The following is a 16,540-nucleotide window of genomic DNA, read 5'->3' on the forward strand; positions in this document are numbered from 1 at the left end:
GCGGGCGAACTCCGCCTCCCTTCCGTCGGACCTATCCTCTTGTCTAGGCCGTCATCGCCCGGATGGCCGATGCATCGAGGCGGTGCGCGTCGCATCATACACGGTAGAGCAAGGCGGTCGACGCAGGGTCGACCGCTCCACGAGGAGACGCAGAGAAATGTCCGCACTGACCAACCTTTCCGACGATCTGGGCAACGCCGTCGCGACCGCCGCACGATCCGTCGTCACCGTCCACGGCGGGCGGCGCTTCGGAGCGAGCGGCGTGCTCTGGCGACCGGGGGTGGTCGTCACGACCGACCACGCCCTCGAGCAAGACGAGGAGATCGGGGTAACCCTGCCCGACGGCACGCGCGTCGCCGCAAGGCTCGCGGGCCGCGATGGCAGCACGGATCTCGCAATACTAAAAATCGACTCGGCGGCGGCTCAGGTCGCGGAACGAGCACCGTCGGACGCGCTGCGCATCGGGCACGTTGTCATCGCCGTCGCCCGACCCGGCGGTGACGGTCCTTCAGCCAGCATGGGCGTCATGAGCGCGCTGTCGGATTCTTGGACGACATGGCGCGGCGGGCGCGTCGATCGCTTTATCCGCGCCGACTTGACGCTCTACCCTGGGTTCTCGGGTGGTCCGCTCGTCGACGCGGCGGGGCGCCTGATCGGCATCAACACCTCAGGCCTGACCCGACATTGGTCGGTGGCGCTGCCGCCGTCGACCGTCGATCGCGTCGCCGATGCCCTCCTGACGAAAGGGCGAATCGCCCGCGGCTACCTCGGCGTTGGATTGCAGCCGGTTCGCGTGCCTGAATCGATCGCGCGCACGCTGCAGTTGGCGCGTACCGGCGGCGCGATCGTCGTCGCCGTCGAGCCCGGGAGTCCGGCGGATCGAAGCGGCGTCATGATCGGCGACGTCCTCGTCGGCATCGACGGCAGCGCCGTCTCCGATGTCGAGGATGTCCACGGCCTGCTCGGGCCGGACAAAGTCGGCTCGCAATCCTCGCTGCGCGTGATCCGCGCCGGCGCGCTCACGCAAGTGTCCGTCACAATCGGCGAACGCGCCGGCTCGGACGACGAATAGCGGACGACGAATAACCTGGGAGCGGTCGAGATTTATCTCGACCGCCGCGATCTAGCCAGTACGACCATAAGGACTCTCAAATGCTCGAACGCAACCAGAACAACGTGACCGAACTGGACGCAGATCTCGCCGCGATCGCCGGACGGCTGCGGCGCTCGACGGTGCAAGTGGTGCCCGGCAACGGCCGAGGCTCGGGGCTCATCGCGCGATCCGACGGCACGATCGTCACGAACGCGCATGTCGCGCACGGCAAGCGTGCGAAAGTCGTCCTCCACGACGGCCGCGAACTGAACGGAGAAGTTGTCGCGAAGGCTCGAGAGCGCGACCTCGCAGTGATCCGCGTCGACGCTCGCGACCTGCCGGTGGTCGAGTTCCGTGACGCGCGTGCGCTGCGACCCGGAGAACTCGTCCTCGCCGTCGGCAACCCGCTCGATCTCGTCGGCGCACTGACCAGCGGCATCATCCACAGCGTCGATCGGACCGCTCGTAGGGTCGTCGCCGACCTCTTGCTGCTTCCGGGAAATTCAGGCGGTCCTCTCGCCGATGCCAGTGGCAGGATCGTCGGCGTCAACTCGATGGTCGTCAACGGACTCGCCGTCGCTATCGCGTCGAACGTCGTCCGCCGCTTCATCGCGTCGCCGTCCGAACGGCCGTACATCGGCATCGTCGCGCAGCCGGTCCAAGTGCCCGTGATGGGAGAGCAACGTCTCGGACTGCTCATCACCGACGTGGCCGATCGCTCACCCGCTGATCGTGCGCATCTCATGCCCGGCCGCATCGTCATCGGGGTCGGCGGAGCGTTGCTCGATTCGCCCGACGATCTCGCGGCTGCCGTCGACGACAGCGAGGTCGGTGGATCGATCCGGCTCGACCTGCTCGACGGTGAGCGCGTCGGCGGAATCGAAGTCTTCATCGGCGACGCGTCGAGGGCCCAGAAAGCGGCATGACGCGGATCGCGATCGCGGGGTCTTCCGACGTCGCCCGTGCGGGCGTCGCCAGCATCGTGGCGGGTATCGACGGGTTCGACCTGGTCGGTCGCGCCGCGACACCCGATGAGCTCGCCGATCTCGTGCGTTCCTCGACACCCGACGTCGTGCTCATCGACGCCGGTCCGAACGACGCCGACGACATCGCCCGGTGGCTATCGGTAATGGGTGATGCGCTCCACGCACCGGGCGTCGTGCTGCTCTCGGACGAGCCGTCGGATGAGGCGTTCGGCCGGCACCGAGCGTGGGCGTCCTTGCCGCGCCAGGCCGGGCGAGAAGAGATCGAAGCGTCGATCCGCGCGGTTGCGGTGGGACTCGTCGTCCTCCACCCCGACGCGCTCGATCAACCTGCGCCTGTCCGTTCCAACGTCGACGGCGGCGTGCTCACGCCGCGAGAGATCGAAGTCCTCGGCATGCTGGCGGGCGGACTGCCGAACAAGGCGATCGCGAAGAAACTCGGCGTCTCCGCGCATACGGTGAAATTCCACGTCGGTTCGATCATGACGAAGCTCCACGCCTCGAGCCGCACCGAAGCGGTCACCGACGGCATCCGCCGCGGCTTGATATTCCTATAGCATTATTTTGGGGAGCGGTCGAGCTTCAGCTCGACCGCCGCGGTCTATCATGGGCAAGCTCGTCTGCGGTCGATATAAATCTCGACCGCTCCCCAGTTTATAAAAGCGCCTGTTTCAAGTCCTCCATCAGGTCGGCTGGATGTTCGAGGCCGACTGAGACGCGCAGGAGATCGGCGGGCGTCGTCGTGCCCGGACCCTCGATGGACGCACGATGCTCGATGAGGCTCTCGGATCCGCCGAAGCTCGTCGCGCGCGTGAATACCCGGCAACGCGCCGCGACGCCCATCGCCGCTGGCTCGCCCCCTCGGACTTGGAACGAAAGCAGTCCACCGAACCCGCTCATCTGCCTCGCAGCGATCGCGTGGCCGGGCGCGCTTTTCAAGCCCGGGTAGTGGACTGCGCTGACCTTCGGATGCCCAACGAGAAACAGCGCGAGTTCCAGCGCCGAACCCGATTGCGCTCGCACGCGCAACGCCAGCGTGCGCATGCCGCGCAGAGCCAGCCAACAATCGAACGGCGACGGCACGGCGCCGAGCGCGTGCTGGAGATGGCGAAGGCGCTCGAATCTCGGCCCTTCTTCTCTCGCGATCACCGCGCCGCCGAGCACGTCGCTATGGCCGCCGATATATTTCGTCGTGGCATGGACGACGAAATCCGCCCCGTCGGAGAGCGGACGTGAAAGGATCGGCGTTGCCAGCGTATTGTCGCACACGCAGATCGCGCCCGCCTTGTGCGCGATCTTGACGACTGCCGAGATATCCGCCACCTTCAGCATCGGGTTCGAGGGCGTCTCGACCCAGATCATCCGCGTGTTCGGCCGCACCGCCGCGCTCACCGCCTCGAGATCGCCTATCTCCACGTACGTCGCTTCGAGGCCCCAAGGCGTCAGGCAGTCGTTCAAGATGACGCGCGTACCGTAGTATGCGTCACCGGGTAGGATCACGTGGTCACCGCGCGAGAGGGTTTGCATGATCGTCGCGGTCGCGGCCGATCCCGACGAGAAAGCGGCTGCCGCCGCGCCGCCCTCGATGACGGCGAGCGCCGTCTCGAGCGAGCCGCGAGTCGGATTCGCCTTCCTTTGATAGCTGTAGCCGCGTGAGTACCCGCCGTCGGCGTCGCGCTCGAAGATGGTCGACAGATGGATCGAAGGCGAAACCGCGCCGGTCGCCGGCTCCGGCTGCGCTCCGGCGTGGACGGCGAGGGTCTCTATGTGGACCGACTTCTCTACACTCATGCTTATCTCGAGCCGAGCTTCGCTCGGCCTACCACATTTTCACACCCTCAGTACTTGATCTCGAGGCCGAAGGACGGCGTCTTCGTCTGGGTGTTGTTCCAGAGATAGCGCTCGCCGTAGAACAGCTGCAAACGTTCGCTCAACCGTAGATCGCCGTACAAGTCGAGGGTCGGATGCTTCGGATCGTAGACCCGGGCGTCGATCCCGATCGGGCTGCCGAACGGCCGGAACAGCGCTGCGATCCCGAGCTTCGAGTATTCGACGCCCGCCCCGAGCTGGAGATCCTTCGAGTTGTGGTCGAGCAGGAAGTTGTACGTCGTCGAATAGCCGAGATCGTTCGCTCCGACCGAGAGATGCGTCTTCGCTTTGGGCAGCAAGACCAGATTCAGGTCGCTGGCGGGTCCGCCGCCGTGCGTGCCCCAGGTCTCTCGTACATCCGCTTGGACGAGCGGCTGCGAGAATAACCCGCTACCCAGCTGGAATCGCGGCAACGGATGTGTTCCGCCGGACGCGCCCGGTGCCGGTGTCGCGCCTGAAGGAAGCGGTTGCGAAGCGCCCGGCTGCACCGGACTGGGTTCCGTTCCGGCCGTCGTGAACTGTCCGAGGATCGCGTCGGCTTTCGCCGTCACGGACTGGAGATTCGCGACCGTCTGCTTCAGTTCCGACTCCGTCTTCGGATCGCCGGTGACGCTCTCGAGTTCGGTCGCCATCGCTTTGAGCTTCGCCGTCGCGCCCTCGACGTTCTGCACGGTGCCGATGAGGCCGTCGTGCAGGAGAGGATCTTGCGCGATCGAGGCGATCCCCGCCATCGTCTTGTTCAGGTTATCGGCCGTCGACGAGAGGCGGTCGACGAGCTTCTGGAGGCGCGGGCGGTCCTCGCTGACGAGCCCGTTGAGATTGCCCGTGAGCGCGTCCATGTTGCCGCCGGTCGTACGGATGGTCTCGTTCAACGCCGTGACGGTCGATTGCATCTGGGCGGTCAGCGTCGTAAGGCTCGAGTCGGCATCTTGCACGAGACTGTCCGTATGCGTCGCGACGAGCGAGAATTTCCTCGCGAGCGCCGGCAGTTCGCGATTGACTACCGCCATCGTCTTCGAGAAGTTCTTCAACTGCTCTTGACCGGCGCTGATGAGGTCGGTCAGCGTCGGCGGCAGCGTGCCCCAAGGCTGCTGATCCAAGGGCAGGGGCTGCTGCGGCATGATCATCGCGACCTGGCGCTGCGTCGGCGGTTCGATCGTCAGCGTCGTGGCGCCCGTGATCGTGATTGCGACGACGAACAAGGAGTCGCGATAAATCGTGACGCCGTTGTTGATCGTGCACGTCACCTCGACGGTCTGATCCGGCAGCAGATCGACCGTCGTCACCTCTCCGACCTGGACACCCGACAGCAGAACGGTGCTGCCCTCCTGCAAGCCGCCGACGTCGTGGAACCGCAGGCCGACCTTATACCCGTTATGCGATAGCGCGTAGTTCGTGATGAAGTAGTACGCCGCGAACACGCCCGCGAGCGCCAAGAGCGTGAAGATGCCGACCCGCGCTTGCGTGCTCACGCCGGCGTGCTCATCGATCGGCTAAACGGGGATCGGGCCAACGTCGCTCCCTTGCAAGAATTGCTGGACGATCGGGTTCGGCGATTGTCGCACCTTGGGGACCGAGCCGTACTCGATGATCGTCCCCTCGAAAAGCAACGCGATCTCGTCCGCGATCGCGAAGACCGACGGCAAGTCGTGCGATATGACGAGGCACGTCACTTTCAGCTTGTGCTGGATGTTCTTGATCGTCTCGGTGATGATGTTCGTCATGATCGGATCCAGACCGGTCGTCGGCTCGTCGAACATGATGATTTCAGGCTCGTTCACGATGGCGCGGGCAAACCCCGCTCGCTTTTGCATGCCTCCGGAAAGCTCCCCGGGCAACTTGTCACCCTCTCCATCGAGCCCGACCGATTCGAGCGCGTTCTTGACCCGTTCGTTGATCTCGTCGTCCTCCAGATCGGTGAGCTCGTAGAGCGGAAAGGCGACGTTCTCTGAGACCGACATCGAGTCGAAGAGCGCGTTGTACTGAAAAGCGAAACCGATCCGTTTACGGATCTCGAGGATCTCCGTCTCCGGCAGCCTGCTGATCTCCGAGCCGAGCGTGAAGACGCAGCCGCGGGTCGGCCGGCGCAGCCCGTTCGCGACGCGCAGGATCGTCGACTTGCCGGCGCCCGACAGTCCGATGATGCACGTCGTATGACCGCGGATGCAATCGAGCGAGCAATCCGACAGCACGATCTTCTCGCCGTAGCGCAGCTCGACGGATTGAAGCCTGATCGCGACGTCCGGCGGAGGCGGCGAGGGCACCAGCTCTCGCGACTGTTTCTCGTCGATCATGGGAACAGCACGAACGATAGCGCGAAGTTGAACACGAAGATGAGGATGATCCCGGTGACGACCGCGTGCGTCGTCACCCGGCCGACGCCTTCGGCCCCTCCTTCGGCCCGGAAGCCTTCGTAACCGGCGACGAGCGCGACCAGCACGCCGAAGACCGCGGCCTTCTCAAGACCTTTGTAGAAATCGGAAAAGATGATCGTCGTCTGCACGGAGTGCCAATACGTGTACGGCGACATGTGCACCCGCAGCCACGCCATGTAATAGCCGCCGTAGACACCGACGATATCCGCGAAGACAGTGAGCATCGGGACCGTGATGAGCGATGCCAATAGGCGCGGGGTGACGAGGACCTTCACCGCGCTGACGCCCATCGATTGGAGCGCTTCGACTTGCTCGGTGACGACCATCGAGCCGAGCGAAGCGGTGATCGCCGCACCCGCGCGGCCGGCGAAGACGATGCCGGTGAGCATCGGCCCCAGCTCGCGGACCTCGCCGAAGGCGACGCTCCCACCGACGAACTGCGACAGGCCATAACTCACGGCTTGCGAGGCCGCTTCGAGCGATATCACCAAGCCGGTGAAGAGAGAGGTCAACACGACGATCGTCCACGACTCGACGCCGAGGAAGTACGCCTGCCGTATGACTTCGACAGGTCGGAAGTTCAGGGTGACGACGTTACGGCAGACCTCGCCGAACATCGTCGCGAGCCCGCCCGCGTATTCGAAGAACCGGTTGACGCCGGAGAAGGGGCCCGCCCGGCGCGGCGCCACGGCGCTCATCGAGACGAACCCCCGCCGGCGTCGCCGAGCGCATCGAGGACGCGGCGCGCCGCTTCCAGCCGTCGCTGCGCCGCGCCCCGCTCGGCCTGCGCGTTGTACTGGCGTTGATAGAGGTCGTCGAGGCGGCGGTCGAGGTCGGCGAGATGGGTGACCGACTCGCGCGCGAGGGCGGCGAAATAACGGTGCATCTCCTTCTTCAGCGAGGCGAGCGCATCGGCATCACCGGCCCGGGACCGTGCGCGATCGCGCGATCGTACGAGCGCTCTGTCGGTGACGTGGAAATCGTCGAGCAGAGCGAGGAGCTCGATGGCTTGCGCGTTCACGACGTCGCGCCTTTCACCGCATTGGCCGAGGCCGCAGGCTTGCGCCCGAAAACCGGCACGTCCACGCGGGAGAGCGCTTCGCGCTGGAGCGCGATCAAGGTATCGATGCCGGACCGCGCGAGTCCCAGCAGACGGTCGAGCTCCTGGCGCGAAAACGGCAACCCTTCCGCGGTGCCCTGCAGTTCGACGAACTTGCCCTCCCCGGTCATGACGACGTTCATATCGACTTGCGCTTGCGAATCCTCCGCGTACGAGAGGTCGAGAACGGGGCGGCCGCCGACGAGCCCGACCGAAACGGCCGCCAGCCAGTCGATGACCGGCCAGCCGCGAAGCTTGTTCTCCTGACGCAAGCGCGCGAGCGAAAGACAAAGCGCGACGAAGGCGCCGGTGACCGCGGCCGTCCGCGTGCCGCCATCCGCCTGGATGACGTCGCAATCGATGGTTATCGTCCGCTCGCCGAGCGCTTTCGTGTCGACGACGGAGCGCAGACTGCGGCCGATGAGCCGTTGGATCTCATGCGTCCGGCCGCCGATGCGACCCTGCGAAGCCTCGCGCGGCGTCCGTTGCGCGGTCGACCGCGGCAGCAGCGAGTACTCGGCGGTCACCCACCCGACGCCTTGGCCCTTGAGGAACGGCGGCACGCGGTCCTCGACGGTCGCCGCGCACAGCACCTTCGTCTCGCCGAACGCGATGAGCAGCGAACCTTCCGCGAAACGAAGGAAGTCGGGCTGCAGCGTCACCGGCCGCAGCGCGTCGTCGGCTCGTCCGTCCGAGCGCGAGTTAGGATCGTGCACGCGTCACTCGACCGTGACCGTCTTCGCGAGATTGCGCGGCTGGTCGACGTCGCACCCCTTGCGGTCGGCGATGTGGTACGCGAGCAGCTGAAGCGGTACGACGTTGACGATCGGGGCGATCAGATGATGCGTCGCCGGCACTTCGAAGATGTCGTCCGCTATCTCGAGCACCTCGTGGTCGCCGGGATTCGCGACCGCGATGACCCGGCTTTCCCTGGCCTTCGCCTCGGCCATATTGCTCAGCACTTTCTCTTCCACCGGACCGCGCGTCGCGATGACGACGGTCGGCACGTTCTCGTCGAGAAGCGCGATCGGTCCGTGCTTCATCTCGCCGGCGGCATAGCCCTCGGCGTGGATGTACGAGATCTCTTTGAGCTTCAGCGCGCCTTCGAGCGCGATCGGGTAGTTGACGTGCCGTCCGAGGAACAAGATCGACGTCGCTTTCGAATATCGGCGCGCCGCAGCGATAGCATCTTCATTCGTGTTGAGCGCCTGGTCGACGAGCGACGGCAGGTCGCGCAGCGATAGGCCGACCTCACGCAAGACGTCCGGATCGGCCGTGCCGCGGACCTTGGCGAGGTGCAGCGCGAGCAGCGCCATCGCGACGCACTGGGCCACGAACGTCTTCGTCGCCGCGACGCCGATCTCAGGCCCCGCGTGCGTGTAGAGCGTGCCGTGCGCGGCGCGCGCGAGCGCCGAACCGACGACGTTGCAGACGCCGAGGACGGTGGCGCCGCCGGCCTTCGCCATCCGGACGGCTTCCATCGTATCCGCGGTCTCGCCGCTTTGCGACACGGCGATCGCGAGCGTATCCTTCTCCACCACCGGATCGGAGTAGCGGAACTCGGAGGCGAGCTCGAGCTCGACCGGCAGCTTCGCGAGCTGGCGGATAAGGTACATCCCGTAGACGGCCGCGTGATAGGCCGTGCCGCACGCGAACATCGTCACCTTGCGCATCTTGAGGAGCCGATCGTCCGAGATGCCGATATCCGGCAGCTTCACGCCTCCCTGTTCGTCGAGGCGACCCGCGAGCGTGTCCTTGACGACCTTCGCCTGCTCGTAGATCTCCTTGAGCATGAAGTGCTTGAAGCCGCCCTTTTCCGCGCTGCGCACGTCCCACGCGACGTGCGTCACCTCGCGGTCGACATGTTCGCCGTTGAACGTCGTGATCGACGCGCCGTTGCGTCGGATGACGACGATCTCGCCCTCCTGAATGATGAGCTCTTTGCGCGTGTACTCGAGTATCGCCGGGATGTCGGACGCGACGAACATCTCGTCCTTGCCGATGCCGACGATGAGCGGCGATGCGCCGTTGCGCGCGAAGACGATCTCTTCCGGGTTATCCGCGGAGAGGACGCCGAGCGCGTACGCACCGCGGACGAGGCCGAGCACCTTGCGCACCGCGTCGACGATATCGCCGGCGTAGACGTCCTCGAGCAAGTGCGCGACGACCTCCGTATCGGTCTCGCTCGAGAACGTGTGGCCCTTTTCGATGAGATCCGCGCGCAGCATCGCGTGGTTCTCGATGATCCCGTTGTGGATGACCGCGATTCGCTGCTTGCAGTCGAGGTGCGGGTGCGCGTTCGTATCCGATGGGCGTCCATGGGTGGCCCAACGAGTGTGGCCGATACCCGCCGTGCCCGTCAGCGGATGCTTGCGCAGCGCTTCCTCGAGATTGCCGAGCTTGCCGACGCGCTTCGTACCGACGAGCTTGTCGCCTTCGACGAGCGCGACGCCGGCCGAATCGTAACCGCGGTACTCAAGGCGGCGCAGGCCGTCGAGCAGAACCCCGGTCACGTTGCGCGGGCCTATATAACCGACGATGCCACACATGTTTACAAGACTTGCCTTTCGCCGATCACGACGAGCCGTCGAGCGCGCTTCGTCCGCGCACGCGAGCGATCTTCAAACGCTCCGCGATGAGCACGGCGCGCAGCTTCTCGAGCGCGGCGTCGAAATCGTCGTTGACGATGAGATACTCGTAGTTGCCGATCGCGTCCGCTTCGCGCGCGGCGATCGCGACGCGCTCTTCGATCGTCTCCGGCGATTCCGTGCGTCGCTGCTCGAGCCGCTCGCGCAGGATGGCCGCCGACGGAACGGTCAGGAACACGAGCACCGCTTGCGGGTATACGATCTTGATCGCCATCGCGCCGTTGACTTCCGGCTTCATGACGAGATCGCGGCCGGCGGCCAGCGCATCTTCGATCGGCTTTTTCGGCGTGCCGTAAAGATTGCCGGCGTAGTCGCGGGTCTCGAGGAATTCGCCCGCCGATCTTCGGCGCTCGAATTCGTTCCGCTCGAGGAACCAGTAGTGCTGGCCTTCGACCTCGCCCGGCCGCGACGGTCGCGTCGTCGCCGAGACGGAGTACGCGAGCTTCGGCTCCGCCGCACGCAGCGCGTCGACGAGGCTGTCCTTCCCCGACCCCGAGGGTCCGGAGACGACGAGCAATACGGGTTCGCGTGGGACCGGCGCAAGGTTGTCGGCTGGCAATCCGTCCTCGTCAACGCGCGGCCGTCAGGTGGTCCGTGACGCTCGACGTTTGGCTCGTCGCGCGTCTCGCGGCGGAGCTTCGAGACGCTCTCACCGGTGCCCGCGTGCGGAGCGTCACTGCCGGCGACGGCGGCATGCGGATCGCGTGCTATCGCCGCGGCCTCGAGGCGATCTTGCGCGCCACGCTCGGACCCGATGGTCCGCTCTTGGCACTGCACTCCGATCCGGAGCCGGAAAACGAAAACGTCGCCGGAGGTTGGGCCGGGGGCGTGGCTCCGCTGCTGCGCGGATGCTCCGTCGAATCCGTCCAAGCCGTCCCGGACGACCGCATCGTATTCCTAGACGTCGTTTCTCGTTCCGCATTTGGCGTGCCTGCCCGCCATCGCGTCGCGTTCGAGCTCGAGCCGAACAAGGCGAACATCCTCGTGCTGCGACCCGGTGATGACGAGCGCTGGCAGATCCTCGCCGCGGCGAAGGAGTTCGAAGGCGCGCACGGCGCCCGCAGTATCGAGGTCGGCGAATCGTATCGGCTGCCGCCGCCTCGCACACCGAAACTCGATACGCCGTCATTCGCTTTGGCGATCGACGCGGAAAGCGATCTCCAACCGCGCGTGATCGCGCGGCTGCTCGGCGAGTTCGACGTCTCGTGCACGCCGCCGCTAGCGCGCGACGTCGTCGAGCGCGCGACGCAACGCGATGCCGGGCGGCCGTTATCCGAACGGCTACTTCAGATCTGGCTGCCGCTGCGCGAACGGGTCGCAGCCGCAGCCGCCGACATCACGGCACCCGTGTTCGCATGGGGTTCGGGCGCCGTTCTCGACGTCGTCCACCTCGTCGCGCTATCATGGCCGCCGGGCGATATGCAAACCTTGCCCGACCTCAACGAGGCCTGCGTACGATCGCAATCGAGCGGCGACAGGAAACGCATGGCGCCGGCTGAGGATGCGCTGCGCAAGCGACTGCTCACGATGATCGAGCGATGTGATAAGGAGCGGGCTTCGCTCGAGGCGGCGCAGCGGCGAGCCATCGAGGCGGAACGTCTGAAAGAAGCCGGCGACGCGATCTATACGTATCTCGCCGACATCGAACCGCGAGCCGACGCGCTCGTGACGCCGGAGGGGTTGCGCGTCGAACTCGACCCGGCCCTCGCGCCGAAGGACAATGCAGCCGCGTACTTCCGCCGCTACAAGAAAGCGAAGAGCGGCATGCCTCGCGTCGCGCAGCGTCTTGGCGTGCTCGAGCGCAACCGAGCGTTCTGGGAATCGCTCTTATGGGAGCTCGACCGCGCCGCATCCGATAGTCCGGCGGCCCTCGCCGCGATGTGCGACGAGATCGCAGATGCGATCGGCCGCAACCGCGCGACCGCCAAACGTTCGGCGTCGAAGCGCGCCGCGTCGCGGGTCGTCGACGTGCCCGGCGGAGCGGTCGCGCACGTCGGCAGATCGCCGAAAGATAACGAGCGCGTGACGTTCACCGTCGGCGCGCCGAACGACCTGTGGTTTCATGCGCGCGGCGTTCCCGGAGCGCATGTCATCCTCAAGCTCCGCGATCCCCGCGACAGGCCCAGCGACGAGCAGATCATCGCGGCGGCGGCGCTTGCCGCCGGTCAAAGCCGCGCCGCCGCCGCGTCGAAGGTCGAAGTCGACTTCACGCAGCGCAAACACGTGCGCAAGCAAGGCGGAAGCAGACCTGGGCTCGTCTGGTACACGGATTTCCGGACGGTCCTCGTCGAGCCGGTGAAAGCTTAGCGGTCCGCTCGCCTCTCAATCTTCGACGTGGGCTCGTTCGACGAACATCGCGTCGCCAAACGAGTAGAACCTGTACGCGTTTGCGATCGCTTCGGCGTACGCCGCGAGGACGCGTTCCCGGCCGGCGAAGGCGCTGACGAGCATGAGCAGCGTCGAACGCGGGAGATGGAAGTTCGTCAAGAGCGCATCAGCGGTCCGGAAGCGATACGGCGGATGTATGAAGATCGACGTCTCGCGTTCGCCGGACTCGATGGTACCGTCCGCGCGGGCCGATGCCTCGAGCGCACGCAGGACGGTCGTGCCGACGGCGATGATGCGCTTTCCAGCGGAACGCGTCACCTCTTTCGCGTCTACCGCAGCGACCGGGATCTCATAGCGCTCGGCGTGCATGTGGTGCGCGCGGAGGTCGTCGGTCTTGACCGGCCTGAACGTCCCTGCGCCGACGTGCAAGGTGATCGTCGTCCAGCCGATGCCTCGCCGCCGCAGCGCCTCGATCGTGTCCTCGGTGAAATGAAGGCCGGCCGTCGGCGCCGCTACCGAACCCTCGGCCGCCGCGTAGATCGTCTGGTAGCGCTCGTCGGCGTCCGGCGGTGGCGCGTGGATGTACGGCGGCAGCGGCAGATCACCGAAGCGCGCCATCGCTTCGGTGACGCCGATGCCGTAAAATCGGACGATGCGGTTGCCGCCGGCCGCCCAGTCGACGATCTCGATTCCGCAATCTGAGCCGAGCGAAAGGCGGTCGCCTTTGCGGATGCGCCTGCCTGGGCGCGCCATCGCCTCCCAGCAGTCCGGCTCCGCGCTTGGATGGAGCAGAAGCACTTCGGCTCGACCGCCTTCGCGGCGCCGGGGTTGAAATCGCGCGCGCAGCACTTTCGCGTCGTTCGCGATCAGCAGATCGCCCGGCTCGACGACCTCGGCGATGTCGGCGAAACGCAGGTGACGGATCGGCCCCTTGCGAGGCAGCACGAGAAGCCGCGAGGCGTCGCGACGATCGGCGGGTCGCTGCGCTACGAGCGCTTCGGGAAGTACGTAATCGAAGGCATCCGTGCGGAAATCGGCGGGCGTTTCGTCATCCATCCTCGTCCGCCGCCTGCGATCGCCATAACGCAAGCTTGTCCGCCAAGGCGTCGCGATGCAGCGCGCTGAGCGCTTCGAGCTCGACGCCGACGATCTGGCGGTCGTCGGTCTTCGACGGCGTGCACCACCTGACGACGCCGGTCATCGCGCCGTCCGCGATCTGCGCGATCGCGAACCGCAGCTTCGACCCGAGCGCGAACGGCTCGCCGCACAAGAGGCCGATGCCGCCCTCGCATATGTCGAGCGTCGTCGCATCGATCGGCTTAGGGCCACCTGGGTCGATGATGACGGGGAGCTCTTTGCGGCATCGCTCCCATCGCCGGCGTTGGACCATCGCTACCTCGTCGCGAGCCGGTCCGCGATGCTCGCGAACTGGACGCCGTGGTAGTAGAACTCGAGGATCTCGTCGGCCGTCTTACCCGCTTCCGCCATGCCGCGAGCGCCCCACTGCGCCATGCCGACGCCGTGGCCGAACCCCTCACCAGAGATACGGATGACACCGCCGCGCAAGGAGATCGAATCGATGCGCGTGCTGCGCACGACGTGGTTCCCGACGAGCGCGCGGAACGTCGTCGCCGGTATCACCCGCGCGTCTTTGGTTCCGTTTATCGACACGCTCAGCGCACGACCCGATTCGTCGCGCGATACGACCGCGATCGAACCGATCGAGCCGATGTCGCCGAAGCTGGCGCGAAGGGCCGACGTGAACGTCTGCGCGTCGACGGAAGCGCTCCATCCGTCGTCGGGCGACGTCGTGCAATACGGATCCTGATGCGCGACGAGGTAGGGTTCCGGGTCGGCTAGCGCGTCGCCGCTGCTCGTATACCCTCCATCGCAGCTCGAGTAATACGCGTGCACGACATCGGCGCCCGCCACGAGGATCTTTCCGCGCGTCGAGCTCACCGCCGATTCGACGGTGGGAGTCTCCGCCGCGACTCCTTTATATGCTTGGTCTTGCTCGCCGGCACGCAGATCGTAGCCGAGCCACTCGCGTGTGCCCAGATGCGCGACAGCATAGGTCCTCGCGACGATGGCTTGCGCTTGAAGTGCGGCTCGCGGCCACGACGGGTCCATCTCGCTCCCGACCACGCCGTCGAGGTAACGCTCGAGGTCGACGACGTTGATGATGTCGATCGAGCCGTCGGAAGTCGCCTGGACGATCGCTGCGCCGCGATAGACCGTGCCGTCGATCGCGAGCGGATAACGAGGATCGGCTGGAGCGACGACGATGGCGCTGCCGGCTTGGATAGCGCCCGCGAGAAGCAGGCCATCGGCGTTCGGCCTCACGTCGAGCACCGTCGTGACGTCCGGTTCGACGTACGGGCTTCCGCTCGAGACGTTCGGGGGCCTCACGGTAAGCCCGCCTTCAGAGGAGAGAACGGTGCGGAACTGATCGCGAAGCAGCGATACGCGGATCGGCGTGTCGTCGGCGAGCGCGGGGGCCGCCCACAAGACGACGAGAAGCGCCGCGAGCGCGGCTTTCACAGCAGGCGTGGCTGCCCGGTGTCGTCGTGCCCGATGTGCGCTCGGGCTTGGGGTGTCGCGCGCCGGCCGTTCGCCGACCGCTGCACGAAACCGATCTGGATGAGATACGGCTCGACGACGTCGATCAGCGTGTTCTCCTCTTCGTTGAGACTTGCAGCGAGCGCACCGATGCCCACGGGACCGCCGCGATATTGGACGACGAGCGCGTTCAAGAACGCGCGATCGAGGGCGTCTAGGCCGAGAAGGTCGATCCGTTCGAGCTCGAGGGCGGCTTTGGCGATCTCGCGATCGATGCGACCGTCGGCTTTCACTTCGGCGAAGTCGCGGACGCGACGCAGCAGCCGGTTCGCGATCCGCGGCGTTCCGCGAGCGCGGCCCGCGATCTCCTCGCATCCGCCGGCGTCGATCGCGACGCCGAGCACGGTCGCCGAATGCGCGACGATCTTCGTCAGATCTGCCGGCGTGTAGTATTCGAGATGATGGACGATGCCGAAGCGATCGCGCAGCGGCGCGGTCAGCATGCCTGCGCGCGTCGTCGCGCCGATGAGTGTGAAGCGTTGGAGGTTGATCTTGATCGTCTTCGCGTACGCGCCTTTGTCGACCATGAAGTCGATCGCGAAGTCCTCCATCGCCGGATAGAGGAACTCTTCCACGACGCGGCTCAGGCGGTGGATCTCGTCGATGAAGAGCACGTCGCCGCGCTCGAGGTTCGTAAGGATGCCGACGAGATCGCCGGGCCTTTCGAGGGTCGGGCCGGAGACTTGGCGGAACGTCGCGCCGAGTTCGCGTGCCACGATGTTCGCGAGCGTCGTCTTGCCGAGGCCTGGCGGGCCATGCAACAGGACGTGTTCGAGGGGTTCCCCCCTGCGTTTCGCCGCCTCGATCGAGACCTTGATGTTCTCGACGATCCCGTGTTGCCCGACGTAGTGCTCGAAGCCGGTCGGCCGGAGCGTAACGGTGATTATCTCGTCTTCGATCGTCTCGGTCGCGCTGACGACGGCGTGACGGGACGGCTGCGGCTCTTCGCGCTGCTCTTCACCCCGGACGGTCGGTTTACGCGGCATGTCGGGAGACTGGTTTCCGCTCTCGCGGTGCGCGCCCTTCGCCCAAGGTCTCCGCGGGCGCGGACAGCGAACCACCCGCCATGAACCCGGTGCTGGAGCAGCGATTAGCACGCTCGGCTAATTGGTTTTATTGGATCGCCGGCCTGTCGGTCGTCAACGTATTCGCGGCCAAGTCGAACTACGAGTTCGTCCTCGGCTCGGGTGCGGTCGAGGCCGCGCCGGCGTTCGGACCGACGGCAGCGATCGTCATCGACGTTTGCGTCATCGGCGGTTTCGCGATCCTCGGCTTCCTCGCGTCGCGCCGCCACACATGGGCGTTCATCCTCGGCATGGTGCTCTACGCGCTCGACGGCGTGATCTTCTTAGTCGCGCAGGATTGGATCGCCGCAGCCTTCCACGCGTTCGTGCTCTACGTGCTGTTCCTCGGAGCGCAGGCCTCCATCGCGATCAACCGCATGCCGGTCGAGAGCCGCACGATGGTCATGCCGCACGCGAATCCCACGGCCGACGGACCAGCTCCGCCGCCGTCCCCCTGACGAG

Annotated in this window: 17 protein-coding genes; 5 read left to right on the top strand and 12 right to left on the bottom strand. The window is 66.0% G+C overall.

Translation table 11 applies throughout. The features are described from left to right. Positions 1 to 157: 157 nt before the first annotated feature. The 3 genes from VFO25_04225 to VFO25_04235 all read left to right on the top strand — a co-directional run bounded on the left by VFO25_04225 (position 158) and on the right by VFO25_04235 (position 2,633). The gene (locus VFO25_04225) at positions 158 to 1,072 is read left to right on the top strand and encodes a trypsin-like peptidase domain-containing protein (protein ID HET9342113.1); all 915 of its coding nucleotides are present in this window, start codon (positions 158 to 160) and stop codon (positions 1,070 to 1,072) included. A gap of 80 nt (positions 1,073 to 1,152) precedes the next feature. Further along, on the top strand, positions 1,153 to 2,019 hold the full coding sequence (locus VFO25_04230) for a trypsin-like peptidase domain-containing protein (GenBank protein HET9342114.1): 867 nt from the start codon (positions 1,153 to 1,155) through the stop codon (positions 2,017 to 2,019). Next, positions 2,016 to 2,633 carry a response regulator transcription factor gene (locus tag VFO25_04235; protein HET9342115.1) on the top strand — a complete coding sequence of 206 codons (618 nt, stop codon included), beginning with the start codon at positions 2,016 to 2,018 and terminating at the stop codon, positions 2,631 to 2,633. Before VFO25_04230 ends, VFO25_04235 begins: the two co-directional genes overlap by 4 nt. Before the next feature lie 97 nt (positions 2,634 to 2,730). Here VFO25_04235 and VFO25_04240 read toward each other — a convergent pair whose 3' ends face one another. From VFO25_04240 to gmk, 8 genes are read right to left on the bottom strand one after another with little or no spacing between them, the layout of a single operon-like run. Then, positions 2,731 to 3,867 carry an aminotransferase class I/II-fold pyridoxal phosphate-dependent enzyme gene (locus VFO25_04240; GenBank protein HET9342116.1) on the bottom strand — a complete coding sequence of 379 codons (1,137 nt, stop codon included), beginning with the start codon at positions 3,865 to 3,867 and terminating at the stop codon, positions 2,731 to 2,733. Positions 3,868 to 3,914: 47 nt separating this feature from the next. After that, positions 3,915 to 5,417, bottom strand: a complete 1,503-nt coding sequence (locus VFO25_04245) for an MlaD family protein (GenBank protein HET9342117.1) — start codon at positions 5,415 to 5,417, stop codon at positions 3,915 to 3,917. A 21-nt stretch (positions 5,418 to 5,438) separates the two neighbouring features. Then, complete coding sequence (locus VFO25_04250) at positions 5,439 to 6,209, bottom strand: ATP-binding cassette domain-containing protein (protein HET9342118.1); 771 nt, start codon at positions 6,207 to 6,209, stop codon at positions 5,439 to 5,441. Positions 6,210 to 6,235: 26 nt separating this feature from the next. Beyond that, the gene (locus tag VFO25_04255) at positions 6,236 to 7,009 is read right to left on the bottom strand and encodes an ABC transporter permease (GenBank protein HET9342119.1); all 774 of its coding nucleotides are present in this window, start codon (positions 7,007 to 7,009) and stop codon (positions 6,236 to 6,238) included. A 5-nt stretch (positions 7,010 to 7,014) separates the two neighbouring features. Continuing rightward, positions 7,015 to 7,341, bottom strand: coding sequence for a hypothetical protein (locus VFO25_04260; GenBank protein ID HET9342120.1), 327 nt, complete (start codon positions 7,339 to 7,341; stop codon positions 7,015 to 7,017). Beyond that, positions 7,338 to 8,135: a ribonuclease PH gene (gene rph, locus VFO25_04265; protein HET9342121.1), complete on the bottom strand. Its 798-nt coding sequence runs from the start codon at positions 8,133 to 8,135 to the stop codon at positions 7,338 to 7,340. The genes VFO25_04260 and rph overlap by 4 nt, the downstream gene beginning before the upstream one ends. A gap of 3 nt (positions 8,136 to 8,138) precedes the next feature. Further along, positions 8,139 to 9,968, bottom strand: a complete 1,830-nt coding sequence (gene glmS, locus VFO25_04270; GenBank protein HET9342122.1) for a glutamine--fructose-6-phosphate transaminase (isomerizing) — start codon at positions 9,966 to 9,968, stop codon at positions 8,139 to 8,141. Between the two features lie 25 nt (positions 9,969 to 9,993). Further along, a complete protein-coding gene (gene gmk / locus VFO25_04275) occupies positions 9,994 to 10,626 on the bottom strand; it encodes a guanylate kinase (GenBank protein ID HET9342123.1) in 633 nt (210 codons plus the stop codon). Positions 10,627 to 10,661: 35 nt separating this feature from the next. Between gmk and VFO25_04280 the strand changes: the two genes are divergently transcribed. After that, a complete protein-coding gene (locus VFO25_04280) occupies positions 10,662 to 12,374 on the top strand; it encodes an NFACT family protein (GenBank protein HET9342124.1) in 1,713 nt (570 codons plus the stop codon). A 15-nt stretch (positions 12,375 to 12,389) separates the two neighbouring features. Here VFO25_04280 and queA read toward each other — a convergent pair whose 3' ends face one another. Genes queA through ruvB form a run of 4 tightly spaced genes read right to left on the bottom strand, consistent with a single transcriptional unit; the run spans position 12,390 to position 16,000 of the window. Further along, the gene (queA, locus tag VFO25_04285; protein ID HET9342125.1) at positions 12,390 to 13,451 is read right to left on the bottom strand and encodes a tRNA preQ1(34) S-adenosylmethionine ribosyltransferase-isomerase QueA; all 1,062 of its coding nucleotides are present in this window, start codon (positions 13,449 to 13,451) and stop codon (positions 12,390 to 12,392) included. After that, complete coding sequence (locus VFO25_04290) at positions 13,444 to 13,785, bottom strand: PilZ domain-containing protein (GenBank protein HET9342126.1); 342 nt, start codon at positions 13,783 to 13,785, stop codon at positions 13,444 to 13,446. The genes queA and VFO25_04290 overlap by 8 nt, the downstream gene beginning before the upstream one ends. A 2-nt stretch (positions 13,786 to 13,787) precedes the next feature. Then, complete coding sequence (locus VFO25_04295; GenBank protein ID HET9342127.1) at positions 13,788 to 14,936, bottom strand: SpoIID/LytB domain-containing protein; 1,149 nt, start codon at positions 14,934 to 14,936, stop codon at positions 13,788 to 13,790. Next, on the bottom strand, positions 14,933 to 16,000 hold the full coding sequence (gene ruvB / locus VFO25_04300) for a Holliday junction branch migration DNA helicase RuvB (GenBank protein ID HET9342128.1): 1,068 nt from the start codon (positions 15,998 to 16,000) through the stop codon (positions 14,933 to 14,935). Before ruvB ends, VFO25_04295 begins: the two co-directional genes overlap by 4 nt. Positions 16,001 to 16,080: 80 nt before the next feature. On the opposite strand from ruvB, the gene VFO25_04305 reads away from it, so the two are divergent. Then, a complete protein-coding gene (locus VFO25_04305; protein HET9342129.1) occupies positions 16,081 to 16,536 on the top strand; it encodes a hypothetical protein in 456 nt (151 codons plus the stop codon). Positions 16,537 to 16,540 lie beyond the last annotated feature (4 nt).

This window comes from Candidatus Eremiobacteraceae bacterium (genome assembly GCA_035710745.1).
Lineage (GTDB): Bacteria > Vulcanimicrobiota > Vulcanimicrobiia > Eremiobacterales > Eremiobacteraceae > JANWLL01.